This window comes from Bacteroidota bacterium, assembly GCA_013360915.1.
Taxonomy (GTDB): domain Bacteria; phylum Bacteroidota; class JABWAT01; order JABWAT01; family JABWAT01; genus JABWAT01.
The window spans coordinates 1-16,085 of the sequence record JABWAT010000007.1 but is presented as its reverse complement, the minus strand read 5'-3'; the positions used below and the strand labels follow the sequence as shown (position 1 = coordinate 16,085).

Genomic DNA, 16,085 nt, shown 5'->3' with positions numbered 1-16,085 from the left:
AGGCAGAACCCACTGCCTGCACCGCAACCCGAACTCTAATAATAAGCTAATTTTAATATTTAACCCGATATTTGTATCTTTATATGGACAATGATTCCGATTTCTCATCAAAGGTCCTCTGCATGCTGATTATTAACCACCTGAAATCCGGCCCTTCAGGACATGCAATCCACGGAAAAAGACTGGTTAAGGGTAAGCTTCTACCCGCACTGGCTGTTGTTTTGCTTCTGAGTGGTTGTTCAAACCTGTCATTTCTGACCGATGATGATATTCAAGCAATCAAACCAAACACCCGGGAGCAGGTTTTCCTCTTTTTCAACAGAACGGTATCCGTACAGAAAGAACAGCCAATCACAGATAAAACGCATTTTGTCCTGACCGTTGGCCAAAACCCCCGGGATGCTTTTCGATATTTACCAGTGTTTGATTCCGGCATAAACAAACTATCCGATTACCGGTGCCGTGTGATCCGCCGGTCAAAGGAAGTGGAATCCATCAGCAAATCTGATCTTTACAAGGGAAGTACCTCAGGGGCCAGTCAGATTTCAGAATCATCGTTTCTTTTGCCGGTATTTGAAAAGGGAATCGAACCAGGCGACCTCATCGAGGTCATCTACCAGCATGAAGTCCAGTTGCCCCAATTGGGTTTTTACATCGATTTCAGTTCCTGTCCCGAAAACAGTCAGAACCTGACCTTTCAAATCAACAGCACTCCCGAAATTAATCCGCTGGTCATTACCAGAAATGCCGAATTCACGGTGACAGATGAACATCAGGATGGAATCCGAACGACCAAGTATCATCTGGACAGAATGTCAAAGCCAAAAGGGGATCCGTTCTTCTCGAAAATCAATCCATCACCAGCGATTCTGGTTTCTCCTTTCTTTAAAAAGGATGACTGGAAATCCTTTGGTGATTGGTATCTGAATTTGATCGCCTCAAAAAATCCGCAGAAGGATGAATTAAAGGGTCTTGCTGAATCACTCACAACTGGACTTTCAGATACGCTATCCCGTCTGAATGCCCTTTTCAATTATTGCCAGCGTGAAATACGTTATGAACAGGTCTACCTCAGACAGGGAGAATTTATCCCGAACTCGGTGAGTGACATCCTGAAACGGAAATATGGGGACTGCAAGGATTATTCTTTCCTCTTTTATCAGTTGGCGCAGGCAATTGACATACCGGTAAAACTGGCATTGGTCTATCGGGGAAGGGGATTTGAACATTCCAATGAAATTCCCGTCAGTCAGTTTAATCACATGATTGCCATGTACGAAGATTCAACCGGTGTTTACTGGTATGATGGCACCAACCGGATATCAATTCCGGGTCTGCCCGGTGATGATCTGATCGGACAGACAACGCTGGTCCTGCAAAACGGAGGTTCCCGGCTTCAATCTATTCATGAATCAGGTAAAAATATCCTTACCATTCATGCCACCATCCATCCTGGAAGCACCGGGGCGGAAGGTAATTACTCGGTTATTTTCGGCGGTGAATTCACCATCCTGCCTGCCTACTGGAGTCTCTTCCATAACACGGGTGATTTGAATCAATACTTTGCCCGTTGGATAAAGGAACATATTCACAGCGAAATGATGGTAAGTGATTTAAAATGGTATACGGATAAAAACACGTTCACGCTGGAATTCAAAGGAAAAACCCCTAACGCCATCAGGACCCTTGCCAACGAAAGGGTCACCACCTTAAGCCGGTTATTTAATCGGCTCCTTCCTTCTGATACAGATGGAAGCACCCGGAATAATTTCTTCTTTTACCCTTCTTATAATCGGGTCGAAGTTGAAATAAGCGGACTGTCGGAATCACCAATTAAAACAGGGTTATTGGAAATTGATCCCGGTCCATGGATCTCGAACAATCAAAAAGAACAAGCGACAAAAAAACTTCAGGAAATCAATTCCATCTTTTCAAGTCTGCACTATCTGAAGGACAACAAATGAAAACCATTGTTTTTACCATCCTGATATTCTTCTTTTTTCCTGAAAACCAGGCAGTCGCCCAGCAATTTCTCAGGGAACTTCCCTCCCTGCAGAGTACGACTGCTATCAACAGCGCACGGTTCAAATATGATGATGCAATCATTATCCTCAAGGAACAAAGTTATAAAACCGACCTTGCCGTTATTGATCATGACCGATATGGGAATAGCATTGCGGGTTTAAGCGCTGTCAGAACCACAATCAAAATAATAAAGGTGCTGACTGAAAAGGGAGTACAGGACCTTGGTACGTTCTCAGACCGCTTTTCAGATTATATGGAAATCGGACCCGAAAACGTTTACCAGATCAGAGTCCGGGTTCTTAAGCCAGACAGCACCATTTATGTGCTGAATGAAACAGATATCCGTAGGTTTAAAGAGGGCTTTACAAAAAGCAACGATGTAACCTGGAAAATCACCTACCGGATTCCAGATCTGAAAGTGAACGATATTATACAGATCGAAGTCGTCGAAACCGACCCGTTTGCAAAACTGATTGGTGGATTTTTCGTGTTCAGTGATACTTATCCGGTGCTCTATTCGAATTTGTATGTGACCATGAGAAATCGTGATTTACCCAGATTTTATTCCTTTCCCCCCGAGAAAATCGGTCATCCGGCCATCAGCCAGGTCAGCGAGAATATTGGTTCTGGCAAAACCTATTTCTGGAGTGTCAGAAACCTCAATGGTATCCATTCCGAATCATTTGATCCACCCCGACTGGATCAGGAAATCATGACCATTTTCAAGCTGACCAAGATTGATCGTACCGATAACCTGACATGGAATCATGCAGGAAATAATTTTTTCGAAGACTATATCGATTATGATGATGTCAGCCAGTCACAAATTCAAAGCCTCGGATTCAGGAGAAGACCCGAAGGAATGGATATCCGGCTCATTGATTCCCTTTATGCGGCCATCCGGAATAAATTCAGCCTGCTGCCCGATCCCGGAATATATCCCCTCAAAATTGATTACCTCTTCGAAAGAATGACTGGTGATGCCTCTGATCTGGCGTTTTTGTTTCACAAAGTCCTGAAGGAATGGGAGGTAAAGTCAGAATGTTTTTTAATGCGGAATCAGAATCAGGGAACCATTGAGGAATCTGCACCAACCCTCTCCTGGTTTAACCGGATGGGTGTTAAGGTAACCATTGACAGCACCGTGAGATATTATGATTTCGATGCAGCGGCACCATCCGTGTATCAGTTGCCGACTTATTTGGTAAAAAACCCTGTGTTGATCCTTCGAGAAGAGTACTCCGACCTCGAGAAAATTGCACCTCCGCAACCCAAGGTTCTGAGTTCCATATCCGAAAACAGGTTTATCAGCGTCGGACCCGCAACCATCCGGGATTCTACAACCCTGTCTCTGACCGGTTATTTCGCAGAGGAATTCCGCCACGAGCATTTCAGGAGGACCTCCGGAGAAATCAGCAAAGTACTCTCTGAATCCCCCTTGCTTTCTCATTATGTTCAGGACGATCTCGTTGTTAATTCTCAGCCCCTCGGCCGGCCTGTTATCCTATGGAATGCAACAGGTACATGGAAAGAAAAACCAGAGATAGTCGGAGACCAGCATATTATCAGATTGAAATCACTTGAATTAAGTTCCCTACGCGATAAACTGTTTTCTCCCATCAGATATGGTCACTTGTATTTCAACGTTCCTTTCACCCTTTCAACCACCACACAGGTGGAAATTCCCGATGGTTTTCACGTTTCCACCCAGCCCGCTTCTGTGGTCATACCCGGTCCTGATAAAATCACGTTTCATCAATATGTATCCACTCCATCACCAAACCGGATTGTTATAGAAAATACCCTGAACATCCCATCAGAATTTCTGGACATAACCCAGTATAAAGCCTTGCAGGAGTTTCTGGAAAAGGCCGTCACTACCTCTACATCAGAAATTATATTCACCAAAACAGATAAAAAGTGAAGTAGCGAAGAACCTGATTATCCGTCTTCAGAATTCAGAATTCCGCATTTTGTGTTTTGTATTCTCACTTCTGACTTCTGAATTCTGTCTCCTGTTTTCTGTGTTTTCCCCTCACCCTTCAAACCAATTCCTGTAAAGTTGCGGAACCAGAATGTCGGGTTGAGGGATCACCAATTGTTTGGTGATAAACCGGCGGAACAATACTTCCACCGATGGCTCGACCCGCCAGTATCCATCCCCCTTTTTCGTGATTTTTACGAAATAGGGCGCTTCATTGATCCTCTGGTATTTTTTCCACTTCTCCTGCAGCGATTCAATCTTATCGGCGAAACTGACCCAAAAGGGCATGAATTCATTTTCCAGGTCATACGATTGGTAAATGGCGGTTTTCATTGTGAATCTGTTATAATCTCTTTCGTTTGCGGGTATAATTCCGATCATTCTCAGATATGTCGATGGCGATTCGGGCATGACAAAGACCGTTGATATCTGCCAGCTTGTTTCAGCCAGATAATACACCTGAATGGCCGTGTCCTGATTCATTCGACAGGAAGAATAACCGGCTAACCATGTCAGATTCCCGTTCTCCATCCAGGCATATTCAACAAGATGGTATTCATTCCCTTCCACACGGATCGGAACCTTGCTGAACCGGCTTTGCATAATGGTTGCAATGACATAGCATTCCCGGGGACTATAGGTTCCGGTCAGCACGCAATCCCGGATCACACGATTATACATCTTGACTAATTGCTCATCCGTGCTGCATTCATAAAAGAGCCTTAGTTTTTCAACAGCAGCCGGATCGTCGGATTGAGGGGTATAGTTGAACTTCATTGTGTCCTCCAGAGTTGTTTATATGGTGAAGGACAAAGGACGGGCGCAGACGTTTAGCGAGTTGTTTACCGTGGCTGCAAGTGTCCTTAAATCACCACGATTGTAAATGTATTAGAAATCAGGATTCAGGTCAACTTCAGGCAGGGAAGCAGGTAGAATCAGTTGCGCAGTGAAATTTTATTAAATATATTAAGATGTTATTATATATAATTAATCTAAACTGCTGAATAAGTGAAGCCAGTAAGTCGCTGAGCAGGGAACCTTTTTCTGCCCTCATTTTACCTGATTAAAGAAAGGATGACCTATGCAAATGGATCCAATCATCACCGAAAAGATCAAACGGGATACGAAGATCAATTTTGGACTCTTCGCCCTGTTTTTTCTTTACTATGTCGGGGCGGCTGCCCTTCAAACACCCATGCTTCATTCAGTTTCAGAAATCCGGATCGGCTCCATCCCACTGGGCCTGATCACTTCTCTCGGAGTGTTCCCGGTATCCTGGATCGTCATTTTCATCTGGTTTAAGAAGGCGCTGTGAGTCATGGAAAATCATCTTTTAACCGTTGTCTTTATTGTCTTCTTTGTCTTACTCAGCATCGTCATAACCTGGTGGTCAAGTAAGCGAACCTCCACCACCACCGATTTTTATGTGGCAGGCAGGGGAATTCCCTGGATTCAGGTTGGAATTGCCATGGTGGGTAGTTACCTGTCTGCCGCCAGTTTTCTGGGGTGTGCCGGTGATATCGGTGTGTTCGGCATGGATTCCATCTGGCTGTCGGTTGGATTTTTCGGTGGGTATATGGCCTTGTTGCTACTGATAGCCGGCCCACTCAGAAATGTGGGATCCTACACGGTTGCCGGGGCCCTTCACCGCCGGTTTCCCGATGACAAGGTGAAATTGGCAGTCACCACCAGTACGCTTGTCATTTCCACTTTCTATCTGGTTCCGCAGATGATTGGTGCCGGTGTGATTTTTTACATTCTGCTGGGCTGGGATTTTGTCTACGTCACTGTGGCTCTTGGGATTCTCATGTCTGCCTATATCGTGTTCGGAGGCATGAAAAGTACGCTTTATAATCAGGTCGTCCAGGCTGTCTTCCTTTGGGTTACCATGGTGATCATCACGGTTGTTGCCTTTTTTGTGGTCGGAAACGGCTCTTTCGACTACATTTTCAATACAGCTTCCGAAGTAGTTCCCCCCATTTTTGCCGGAAAAAACCCTGAAGTAGTCTCTGCTATTACTGGTTTGCCAGCCGATCAAGCCATTCAGACTGCCAGGCAGATCATGCCTGAATCGAAGAGTGCCATTGATATTGGTGTGAAAACCGGCAGTACACTTGCCATGATCAGCACAATCATTGCTCTGGTATTTGGTACCGCGGGGCTGCCTCACATTCTCGTGATGTTTTTTACCGTTAAAAGCGCCAAAGCGGCCAAGAAAAGTGTGACCTTGTGTATCGTTGCTCTTGGTATCTTTTACCTGCTCGCCATTTTCCTTGGTTTTCTGCTTTTCCCGGCGGTCTATCCGCAATTAGTGGAATGGATTTCACAGGGACCCACCGGAGTGGGTCTTGCAAAGAACATGGCAGTGCTCGAAATCAGTGAAATGATTGGTGGGGAATGGTTGATGGCCATCGGTGCTGCAGGTGCCGTGGCAGCCATTTTATCCACTGCAGCCGGGTTGATGATTACCGTGTCCTCAGCCATCAGCCATGACATCTATAAACACTACATCAATCCGCAAGCCAATGAAAAACAGGAAATGAATATTGCAAAGGTCACCACACTCGTTATGGCGACCGTTGCCATTGTTTTGGCCATTTACCTTCGGGATCAGAACATTGCCTGGCTGGTCATGCTTGCCTTCAGTATTGCCGCCTCGGCCATTTTTCCGGCGATGCTTGCTACTTTGTGGTGGAAGGATGTTACCAGACAAGCGGTTATCGCAAGCATCTTTACCGGATTGGTTGTATCAACCATTTTTATCATTCTTCTGCTGAATGAAGTTCCCACCTTTCTTGGATTACCCACGGCAGGGGGACCGGGTGTTTTTGGGGTAACCGCCTCCTTCCTGGTTCTTTACATTACCAGCAAATTCACAACGGATACCGGGCACAAGGTCAGCGAGTACCTTTCCATTGCCCATCAGCACCACGAGGATTAGCGTTTTTAGGAACATCCGCCGGAAAATAATCCGGCGGAATGTTACCAGATCAACTCAGAAAAAGTAATAAACCGCCAGCAAAAGACGCATATTGGAGACGGCCTTGCTGTTTTCGACCTCGCCATTTTTATCGTTCGCCGGCGTACCGTAATCGGCCCGCGTGTATTCCACTTCACCAGCCAACCGGGTTTTTCCCGAATTCCAGACCACCCGCGGAGATACTCTGAAAGCCTGAGCAATGGTGGAACCACGGCCATAATACACGCCTTTGATGTTGGATTCGGCTCCCATGTTCCTTGTGTATCCGGCAAAAAGACCCCATTCGAGGTCCGTACCCGTTGAAACATCGGTCCAGGCCGACAGAACCGACAGCGGTGTGTAGGTTTCCTTTCCCGTGGTGGTATCGACCGATTGAACCGCATAGCCGCCGATCATCAGATGATCGGAAAGGTCACTGCCCACCACCACCTCGGTTTTCACCACAACCGGATCCATTTTCCATTTCGCATACCCGATTCCCGCCAATCCCTTCACTGTTTCGTTGGTGGCATGTTTGGGTGAAGAGGAGGTTTTCGATGTATACAGACGTGGTTTCAACTGCTTATAATCCACACCGGCACCCAGCAGTACATCCCCGGAAGCATATTGTATCTGCAGGTGAAGATTGGGCACCACGGCATTCCGCAGATAGGTGCCTGAAAGTCCGGCCGGACCATCACTCGTGAAATCACGCTGTGCCATCGCGGCTGCAATCCATTTAAATGAGTCCAGTTTATAGGAAAATCGTACCTGCGGATTGCGGGAAAACGGCTGAAAAGGAGCACCGGTGTTAAAGGAAACCGTTCCCGGATACATCTCGGCCACGAACATCGGATGCCAGGTCTGACCCACCAGCAGCGATGAAGCCGTCCAATCCAGTTTCACATAGGAATGACGCAGCCGGAAGCCATTCACATCAGACTCACTGTGACCAAAAAACTCCCCTTCGATGATGCCGGAGGTTTTTGCACCAAAGGCATCAGGACCGGTTATTTTTCCCAACAGTCTTGTTTGAATGGAAAGCATATTCACACTGGCCTTCGCATTGATATCCGAACCGTTTTTATCCGCATTTTCGGGTTGGGGGAATAAAAGCAGATGACCTTCCCTCAGACTGACCGTTTGTCTGGAATCATAGAAAACGTCGGTTTTCACAAATCCAGAAAAGGAAATACCAAAAGTGGGTTGTTCCTGCTGGGCAAACGCCAGTTGACTGACAACCACGATAACCATTAAAAAGACATACTTCATGACTACTCTCCAGTTAACAAGGTGAAACCGGATCCGATTCATTGAACCACAATCCGGCTCGTATTCACAAACTCTCAATCAATCTGGATTTGAACCATTTGAAAAGTGCAACCAGAATGACCTGTTGGCCGGGAATCCGCTAAAAATAGAGCATCAGGGGGTTTCTTTAAACGCTTTAGTGATATTCTAATCTCTTTGTCTGTAAAAAACCCTGACATCGGGTGACGAGCGAAGTGAAATGCTGGAAGACCGGCCCAGCCGGAAATCGGGAAGAGTGGAGGCATGTATACAGGGCCCCTCGATATCCGTCTTCGCCGGACTTTCAGCAAGACTCCCTTGGTCGAATCACTCGGGGACCGGGTCGGGCATTTCCCCGACTTTATCGGGGAGGGGCAACCCGGGGTTAAGCAGAATACAGGAACCTGGAAGGCATTTTTTTTCCGACCGTGACGGGGTCGGGGGAAAAATTCATTGGTTTCTGAGAGCCTCAACCACCGGATCCGGCACTCAGAAACCAGATAATCTAACAGTCCCTATTTCATCAACGTGAATTTACCCGTTTTCATCTGTCCGCCGGCACGGATGGTATAGAAATACACCCCGCTGGTCAGACCGGATGCGTTGAACGATACCTCCTGAGGCCCTGCTTCCTGCTCACCATTCACCAGATCGGCGATGAGCCGTCCGGTGACATCGAACACCTGAACCTGTACAGCCATCCTTGCCGGCAACTGGTACCGGATGTGTGTGGACGGATTAAACGGATTCGGATAGCTGCCCAGCAATATAAATCCGGATGGTGAAGGCCCTTCTTCCTCTGCTTCCGTCTTTGCGGTCGGAGTGGCATAGAGCTTTAAGGCCAAAGCCTCTGCCTGAAACAAGGTGGATGGCATGTTCTTAAAGTCGTTAAAAGCAGTCTTCGCCTGAGCGGAACTGCCAGCGTGTGCAGTGTAAGGCGGATTTCCCCATGGTTGATTGATCCACGTGAGCATCCAGGCCACTTTCCAAGCCCGGTTGGAAGCCTGAATCTTTTCATTCACGTTATACCACCACCACGGCCAGGAATCCGGCGAGTTGATGCGGTTACCGGTTTCTGCAAAAACCGGAATTTTTCCGTTGCTGTACGCATAGTCACTGACGGCTGTTAACTGACTTACCATCACATCAAACGATGGTCCGGAACCCGTGCCCTGATCGTACATATCCAGACCAATCACATCCACATAGGAATTTCCGGGATAGTAACTGGTATCAAACGGATAGTTGGGTGACCATGCAAAAAGGGCGTAATTGGTCCGGGCTTTCAGATAATTCACTGCATACTGGTACAGTTTTTTATAGGAGGCTGCCCCTCCGAAGGCCTTTGTGCCCCACCAGAACCAGTTGCCGTTCATTTCGTGAAAGAGACGAACCACCACAGGAATTTTCAGATCCGTATTCAGAACCGTCAGCACCTGATCAAGCTGCTGATTCAGCCAGGTGACTTCCCCGTAAGCATTGTTCCCTTCACCGATGTTGTACATGAGATACCGGTCTGCATCGGCATATTCAGACGAATTGTGGTACTTGCTGTAGATGTGAAAATCAAACGTCACCACACAACCCAACGCCTTTGCCTTGATGGCTGCTTCTTTGTGTTTGCGGCGCTCATCGGCTGATTTGTACAGATAATAGTGAAAATCCTGACCCAGCACCGCCGGATGGACTCCTGCCACTGTTTTCACATCGGAGACATCTTCATTTTCATGATTGCCTCCAGACCATGAATAGCTGTTAAAGAATTCCTGTCCGAAAAGGATATTCTTGCCATTGAAAGCAACCTTCTTCAGGTTGGCATAGAGGTTTTTGGTTTCCTGAGTGGCTTGTGCATCCACCTGAGCCATGGCTGACCCGGCCAGAAACACCATGCACATACCGATCCCTGTCAATTTGATCATCATCAGTCCTTATTATTTGAAGTGGATTGCGATTTTAAGTTGGCGGGGAATCCGCTGGCTGCCGATCAGACAGTCAGTCAGAGGGTCCGGGGGTAACCGATTCAACCGAATCGCCGTTACCAGCGTTTGCTGACAGTACAAACACAATGCCGACATTTGATGACAAGAGGTAAAACCGGTTTCACTGTCCGTTTCTGTCAGGTGCTTTGTTATTTTGATAAAATCCAGATTTTATCAGGTTGATATCACCTTTATCGGGTGTGATAAGAGTTGCGGACGCTGGCTGCTGGCGTCTGGCTGCTGGCTGCTGGCGTCTGGCTGCTGGCTGCTGGCTGCTGGCGTCTGGCTGCTGGCTGCTGGCTACTGGCTACTGGGTTCTGGTTTCTGGCTTCTGAATTCTGAATTCTGAATTCCGAATTCCGAATTCTGTCTCCTTTCCCCCAACCCCCTTCATCCCGTTTTTTAAACGGTTCAGCACGAAAACGGGATTTTTTACCGGCAATGTGATAACATTACATCATGAATGACCGGATGTCTTTCCTGTTCCCTCTGACCAGAAGCTGGCTGATCTATGCAGCCGGGGTGCTTCTGCTTTTCCTGATGTCGGTGACCAGTTCATGGGTCTATTATCTGGGTACCGATATTTCCTTTCAGTGGGAAAAACAAATCCTGACCCGGTTCCCATCGTACGGACTCTGGCTGGCACTGATTCCGTTGATTTTTGCCCTCGTCAGAAACCGGATCAACCGGTATGGGCTGACTATCAGACCGGTCCTGCACCTCGCAGCGGGCGGAGCGATTCTGGCTGTCCTTCATCGGCCGGTGGCGTCCTTCCTGTCTGCAGTGGTCACCGGTACGACGGGTGAATTTTACACCGATATCACCTCGGCTTCCTTCTTCCAGATCATGGCGTACGTGCTGGATAGCTACCTGGTGTTTCTTCTGCTGGCCGGCACCCGGCTCACCGAAACTGCCTGGCGGATGGCATCGGAAGACCGTGAACGGGCACTGAAACTCGAAAGAAACCTGGCCGACTCGCGGTTGCAGACCCTTTCCATCCAATTTCAGCCACACTTTATTTTCAATGCTCTGCAGGGACTCTCCATGCTGGTGTACAAAGATCCTTCTGCAGCCGATTCCATGATCACCACCCTCAGCGATCTGCTCAGAGCCAGCGCACGGATGGCAGAATCACCCTTCATTCCCCTGAGCGACGAGCTGGCCCTTTCAGAAAAGTATCTGACCATTCAGCAAATCCGGTTCGGATCCAGACTGTCGGTTGCAACCGATACCGATCCCGATTGTCTGTCGCTTCCCTGTCCTCCCTTTATCCTTCAGCCCCTGTTCGAAAATGCCATCAAACATGCCGTGGAACGGAATCCGGAACCCACCCGGGTTGCACTGACCATCCAACGGGAAGGAACCCGTCTGATAATCCGGATGACCAATTCCCTGCCGCCCAAATTCACCGAAAGCAGTGGCGGAACCGGATTGTCACTCATCAGGGAACGGCTGAACCTGCTGTACCCGGGCACAGCTCAACTGAACAGTCAGCGGTTGGATAGTCAATTCCTCATTGAATTGACCCTGCCGCTTCCCGAAGGAAACCACCCATGATTTCGGCCGTGATCATTGAGGATGAACCCCTTGCCGCCGAAAAACTGGCCTTTCTTCTGAAAGATTTCCCGGGAATCCGGATCGACGGACAGTTCGCAGAGGCCGGAACGGCTCTGACCTGGCTCACCACGCACACTCCTGATCTCATTTTCCTGGATATCCAACTGCCCGGACTTTCCGGAATGGAACTGGCACGTGCACTGCCCGATCCATCGCCGGCCATCATCTTTACCACGGCCTTTGATTCTTATGCCATCGATGCGTTCGATGTGAATGCAGTGGGTTACCTGCTGAAACCCTTCGACCGGAACCGTCTGATTGCTGTGGTGCTGAAAGCACTTAAGAAAATCCGGCCAACTGCCTCCCCGGCTGACCGCGATGTGTATCCGGTGAAATCGGGCGGAAAAATCCGCCTCATCCCGCTGAAGGAGTTGCTGTGGATTCAATCCGACCATAACGATGTGAAAATTGGCACCACAGGCGATATTCTGAGCCAGCGATCCACCCTGACCGCCATGGAAGAGGCGCTGCCAGCCACCGAGTACGTGCGTGTCCATAAAAGCTTCATCATCCGGAAGGATGCCCTGAAAGAAATCGAACCCCTTCCCAACGGTGAATTCATCCTGACCCTTTCCACCGGAAAGAAAATCCCCACCGGCCGCACCTACCGGTCTGCCCTGACCGGACTGCCCGGCATCCCCGATTAACCACGGGTCGTCACCGGAACCCACCCATTCATCCCGCCCCCTCCTCAGACCTGCCCGTCCTGCCAACATCTTTGGTAAAAAACGGAGGCTTCTCATGATTATTTTTATGTTACTGCTCCTGCAAACTCCCTTATTCACTCCCATCACCGATTCACCGGTCACCACCATGGGCGGCGATTCCCGGTCGGTAAACTGGTTCGACTTTGATCAGGATCAGGATCTGGATCTGTTCATCTCCAACGGTAAGGAAGGCGGAGAAAACAACTTCTTCTATCTGAACAACGGAGACGGAACGTTTACGTTTCTGGATTCACTCGTCATCTGCAAGGATGGTTCACCGTCGGATGGCGCAACGGTGGGCGACATCAACAACGACGGATATCCCGATCTGTTCGTATCCACCTGGTATGGAGTGAAAAATTTTCTTTACCTGAACGATCAGGGTAAACGCTTTATTCAGATGGATGACTCCCCTGCCATGACCGATCTCTCCTATGCCGAAACAGGCACCTTCGGCGATGTGAACCGCGATGGATGGCTGGATCTGTACGTGACGATCAGCGCCGGCTCCCTGCGGAATTTATTCTACCTGAATGATGGAACCGGCGGTCTGGTGAAACAATCCACCACCGGCGTGATCAACCCGCGATTGCCTTCCCGGTATGCCGACTTTGCCGACCTGAACGGAGATGGCTGGCAGGATCTGATTGTCACCAACGAAAACAATCAGCCCGAAAATCTCTTTCTGAACGGACCTGCCGGATTCACCTCCTCAGCCCCGGCTTCCCTGACCAGTCTGAAGGGAAATACCGCAAGCGGATCCATTGAGGATGTGGATAATGATGGCGACTTCGATCTGATTCTGGCCAATTACAACAGCGAACGGAATCACCTGCTGATCAACGATGGAAACCTCGGCTGGACCAAAATGGCAACCGCACCCTGGACCACCGACCCGGCCAATTCCTTCGGAACCGCACCCGGCGATGTGGATAATGACGGCGACCTCGATCTGCTCATCACCAATGCCTTTTCTGCCAACGGATCCCGGCTGGTCAACTATCTCTACCTGAATGATGGTCTTGGTAACTTCACCCGCTCAGAAACCGGACTCCCTGCCGATTCAGGATGGGTCTATGGCGCCGCCTTTGCCGATTATGATCTGGATGGCGATCTCGATGTCGCTATGGCCGGTTGTTTCGATAAAACCGAGAATAACCGGTTGTACCTGAATAACGGAAACCCGAATCACTGGATTCAGTTGAACCTGACAGGGATACAGAGCAACCGCTCGGGAATCGGAGCCATCGTTCACCTGTATTCGCAAACCAACGGAAAACCCCTCCATCAGACACGGCGTCTGGCCGGACAGTCGGGGTACTCGGGACAAACCTTGCGCATTCATGCCGGACTTGGGGATGCCACGGTTATTGACTCACTGGTAATTTTCTGGCCATCGGGAATCAGACAGACATTGATTCAGGTGCAGGCCGATCAGCTTCTGAACGTGACGGAATCCTCCACGCCACTCTCCATTCCGGTTGATCAACCCGAAAAATCTTTCCGGATTAACCATATCTACCCGAATCCCTTTAACCCGGAAGCCACCATGGAATTTACCGTGAATCAATTCATGCCGGGAAACGCCCTGTTGGTGGCTGTGTTCGACATGGCCGGTCGTCTGGTCCTTTCCGAACAGATTCCCGTATCAAAACCCGGTCTACATTCCTGGACCCTGGTTGCAGGCTCCTTCAGTTCAGGACATTATCTGATACGCCTGTCTTCCGGATCCCGTTTCGATGCCCGGCGGATTACCCTGGTTAAATGACGAAAGTCCTGAATAAGACCTGTGCGATTTTGCGATGAAGGGTGTCTGGTTTTTTTCTGACATGCAGTTCCTGCCTATATTCAGGAAATAAAGCCGATTGAAAGAAGAGGGAAGAAGGATGGGAAACAGACGGGGACGTGGCGCACAGGCTATCAACTGGTTTTTGAAAATCCTCTTTATTCCGTTGGTTTTTTTCTCATCTGTTCAGTGCAATGTCATCTGGACCTCGCCCAAGCGGTATCATCCGGATCCTCTCACCCTGCAGCCACCCATCATGTCACTGGATGAATACACATCAAGTGGTCTGATCAATACGCACACAAGACCTTACCTGTACGTGGTGGAAAAAAACAAAGGGGCCGTCCTCGTATTCGGTGCCGAACACACCAACGATCCGGATGACAATCAATTTCAACAGATGCAGAAGCAGTGGAAGGAATTCCGACCCACCATTGCAATGGTTGAAGGGCGTTTGGGGTTTTTATTTTCCTGGATGCAGGATCCCGTGGAAGAATTGGGTGAAGGCGGATTCACAGCCAAAATGGCCAGATCGGATGGAATTGAATTGTATTCGTGGGAACCGGGTCGCGAGGCAGAGGTTGAATTTCTTCTGGGTGAGTATGATGCCGCTCTGGTCGCTGCATTTTTTTGCCTGCGTCCGTATCTGAACCGGCATGCCGATCTGACCAAAGAGGAACAGGACCAGATCATGAGCAATTTCATTGCAGAAAGAACCACTCATCCTGCTATTAAAGGATCACTCACCTCACTGTCTCAACTGGATAGTATCTGGAACAAGGTGAATCCGGAGGGGGAAAACTGGAGAACGTACCAACATCCGCAGAATGGATGGCCGAAAGGTCCGCTCAATGACATGTTCGGAGCAACCAATCTGTTCAGAGACAGTCACATGTGCCGGTCCATTATTGAGTTGGTCAACCGGGGAGAGCGGGTTTTTATCAGCATGGGATCCAGTCATGCCCCGAGAATTGAAAAAACCCTGAAGGAAATGCTCAAATAAATTGTCTTGAACCCAAGACTTTCTCACAGAACAGACATTAAAATTAACCATGATAACGACGATCTGATAATTGGATCAGATATTGGATAAAAACGACCGTCCTGAAAAATAGTAACAGTCAAGAGAGTTAACCGCAAACAATAAAAGAAAGGATCCGTCATGGCTGCACCAGCAAAAAATCCGTTCACCTGGGTGGAAATCTACGTGGATGATATGAACCGCGCAAAAGCATTTTACGAATCGGTTCTCAAGGTTTCACTGATCGATATGCAGATGCCCGAAGAATTCGGTCAGATGGTCAGTTTTCCCTGGGCTGAAGGAAAAGAAAACATCAGTGGTGCGCTGGTGAAAATGGACTCGATGAAACCAGGAACCGGCGGCACAATGGTTTATTTCACCTGCGATGACTGTGCCGTTGAAGAAGGGCGGGTGAAAGCAGCCGGCGGCGAGGTTCTTCAGCCCAAAATGTCGCTGGGTGAGCATGGCTTCTGTTCCATCGTCCAGGATACCGAAGGCAACACCATCGGACTGCATTCCCGGGCGTGAAAAAAACCCGGACCCTGAGGGTCTTGCATAAACCGGACCCTGAGGTTCTCGAAGGGTCCGGAAGGAAATGCCTTCTGTTCCAGTGCCTTCTGTTCCGGTGGCTTCGAGAACCTCAGCCACCGGAAAAACCCGGACCCTGAGGTTCTCGAAGGGTCCGGTAGAAAAAACTTGTACGTACGGTGCTTTCGA

13 protein-coding genes and 1 riboswitch are annotated in these 16,085 nt (G+C 48.7%); of the genes, 10 read left to right on the top strand and 3 right to left on the bottom strand.

What is annotated here, in order from left to right; all coding sequences use genetic code 11:
- Window positions 1–464 precede the first annotated feature (464 nt).
- Window positions 465–1,964, top strand: a complete 1,500-nt coding sequence (locus HUU10_09520; protein NUQ81835.1) for a transglutaminase domain-containing protein — start codon at window positions 465–467, stop codon at window positions 1,962–1,964.
- Window positions 1,961–3,949, top strand: coding sequence for a DUF3857 domain-containing protein (locus tag HUU10_09515; GenBank protein ID NUQ81834.1), 1,989 nt, complete (start codon window positions 1,961–1,963; stop codon window positions 3,947–3,949). Before HUU10_09520 ends, HUU10_09515 begins: the two co-directional genes overlap by 4 nt.
- Window positions 3,950–4,060: 111 nt before the next feature.
- Here HUU10_09515 and HUU10_09510 read toward each other — a convergent pair whose 3' ends face one another.
- Window positions 4,061–4,786 (bottom strand): hypothetical protein, encoded by a 726-nt coding sequence (locus HUU10_09510; GenBank protein ID NUQ81833.1) that lies wholly within the window; start codon window positions 4,784–4,786, stop codon window positions 4,061–4,063.
- A gap of 33 nt (window positions 4,787–4,819) precedes the next feature.
- A riboswitch (SAM riboswitch) is annotated at window positions 4,820–4,894 on the bottom strand.
- A gap of 202 nt (window positions 4,895–5,096) precedes the next feature.
- Here HUU10_09510 and HUU10_09505 point away from each other — a divergent pair.
- Together HUU10_09505 and HUU10_09500 are read left to right on the top strand one after the other, a co-directional pair.
- Window positions 5,097–5,324: a hypothetical protein gene (locus tag HUU10_09505; protein ID NUQ81832.1), complete on the top strand. Its 228-nt coding sequence runs from the start codon at window positions 5,097–5,099 to the stop codon at window positions 5,322–5,324.
- Window positions 5,325–5,327: 3 nt separating this feature from the next.
- The gene (locus HUU10_09500; protein ID NUQ81831.1) at window positions 5,328–6,950 is read left to right on the top strand and encodes a cation acetate symporter; all 1,623 of its coding nucleotides are present in this window, start codon (window positions 5,328–5,330) and stop codon (window positions 6,948–6,950) included.
- A 54-nt stretch (window positions 6,951–7,004) separates the two neighbouring features.
- Here the strand turns inward: HUU10_09500 and HUU10_09495 are convergent, their stop codons facing one another.
- Together HUU10_09495 and HUU10_09490 are read right to left on the bottom strand one after the other, a co-directional pair.
- The gene (locus tag HUU10_09495) at window positions 7,005–8,240 is read right to left on the bottom strand and encodes a hypothetical protein (protein NUQ81830.1); all 1,236 of its coding nucleotides are present in this window, start codon (window positions 8,238–8,240) and stop codon (window positions 7,005–7,007) included.
- Window positions 8,241–8,773: 533 nt separating this feature from the next.
- Window positions 8,774–10,177, bottom strand: coding sequence for a T9SS type A sorting domain-containing protein (locus HUU10_09490; GenBank protein NUQ81829.1), 1,404 nt, complete (start codon window positions 10,175–10,177; stop codon window positions 8,774–8,776).
- A gap of 214 nt (window positions 10,178–10,391) precedes the next feature.
- Here HUU10_09490 and HUU10_09485 point away from each other — a divergent pair, with 214 nt between their 5' ends.
- From HUU10_09485 to HUU10_09460, 6 genes are all read left to right on the top strand, one after another.
- Window positions 10,392–10,586 (top strand): hypothetical protein, encoded by a 195-nt coding sequence (locus tag HUU10_09485; GenBank protein NUQ81828.1) that lies wholly within the window; start codon window positions 10,392–10,394, stop codon window positions 10,584–10,586.
- 122 nt (window positions 10,587–10,708) lie between these two features.
- Window positions 10,709–11,794 (top strand): histidine kinase, encoded by a 1,086-nt coding sequence (locus HUU10_09480; protein ID NUQ81827.1) that lies wholly within the window; start codon window positions 10,709–10,711, stop codon window positions 11,792–11,794.
- Window positions 11,791–12,501, top strand: coding sequence for a response regulator transcription factor (locus HUU10_09475; GenBank protein ID NUQ81826.1), 711 nt, complete (start codon window positions 11,791–11,793; stop codon window positions 12,499–12,501). The genes HUU10_09480 and HUU10_09475 overlap by 4 nt, the downstream gene beginning before the upstream one ends.
- A 94-nt stretch (window positions 12,502–12,595) precedes the next feature.
- Complete coding sequence (locus tag HUU10_09470; protein NUQ81825.1) at window positions 12,596–14,329, top strand: VCBS repeat-containing protein; 1,734 nt, start codon at window positions 12,596–12,598, stop codon at window positions 14,327–14,329.
- Window positions 14,330–14,447: 118 nt separating this feature from the next.
- Entirely contained in the window at window positions 14,448–15,350 is a 903-nt protein-coding gene (locus HUU10_09465; protein NUQ81824.1) for a hypothetical protein, read from the top strand.
- A gap of 159 nt (window positions 15,351–15,509) precedes the next feature.
- The gene (locus tag HUU10_09460) at window positions 15,510–15,896 is read left to right on the top strand and encodes a VOC family protein (GenBank protein ID NUQ81823.1); all 387 of its coding nucleotides are present in this window, start codon (window positions 15,510–15,512) and stop codon (window positions 15,894–15,896) included.
- Window positions 15,897–16,085: the final 189 nt, after the last annotated feature.

Bases quoted from the DNA above. Each gene is read 5' to 3' on its own strand.
- HUU10_09480 (NUQ81827.1), top strand. From the start codon at position 10,709: ATGTCTTTCCTGTTCCCTCTGACCAGAAGCTGGCTGATCTATGCAGCC.
- HUU10_09510 (NUQ81833.1), bottom strand. From the start codon at position 4,786: ATGAAGTTCAACTATACCCCTCAATCCGACGATCCGGCTGCTGTTGAA.
- HUU10_09460 (NUQ81823.1), top strand. From the start codon at position 15,510: ATGGCTGCACCAGCAAAAAATCCGTTCACCTGGGTGGAAATCTACGTG.
- HUU10_09475 (NUQ81826.1), top strand. From the start codon at position 11,791: ATGATTTCGGCCGTGATCATTGAGGATGAACCCCTTGCCGCCGAAAAA.
- HUU10_09505 (NUQ81832.1), top strand. From the start codon at position 5,097: ATGGATCCAATCATCACCGAAAAGATCAAACGGGATACGAAGATCAAT.
- HUU10_09470 (NUQ81825.1), top strand. From the start codon at position 12,596: ATGATTATTTTTATGTTACTGCTCCTGCAAACTCCCTTATTCACTCCC.
- HUU10_09465 (NUQ81824.1), top strand. From the start codon at position 14,448: ATGGGAAACAGACGGGGACGTGGCGCACAGGCTATCAACTGGTTTTTG.
- HUU10_09515 (NUQ81834.1), top strand. From the start codon at position 1,961: ATGAAAACCATTGTTTTTACCATCCTGATATTCTTCTTTTTTCCTGAA.
- HUU10_09495 (NUQ81830.1), bottom strand. From the start codon at position 8,240: ATGAAGTATGTCTTTTTAATGGTTATCGTGGTTGTCAGTCAACTGGCG.
- HUU10_09490 (NUQ81829.1), bottom strand. From the start codon at position 10,177: ATGATCAAATTGACAGGGATCGGTATGTGCATGGTGTTTCTGGCCGGG.
- HUU10_09500 (NUQ81831.1), top strand. From the start codon at position 5,328: ATGGAAAATCATCTTTTAACCGTTGTCTTTATTGTCTTCTTTGTCTTA.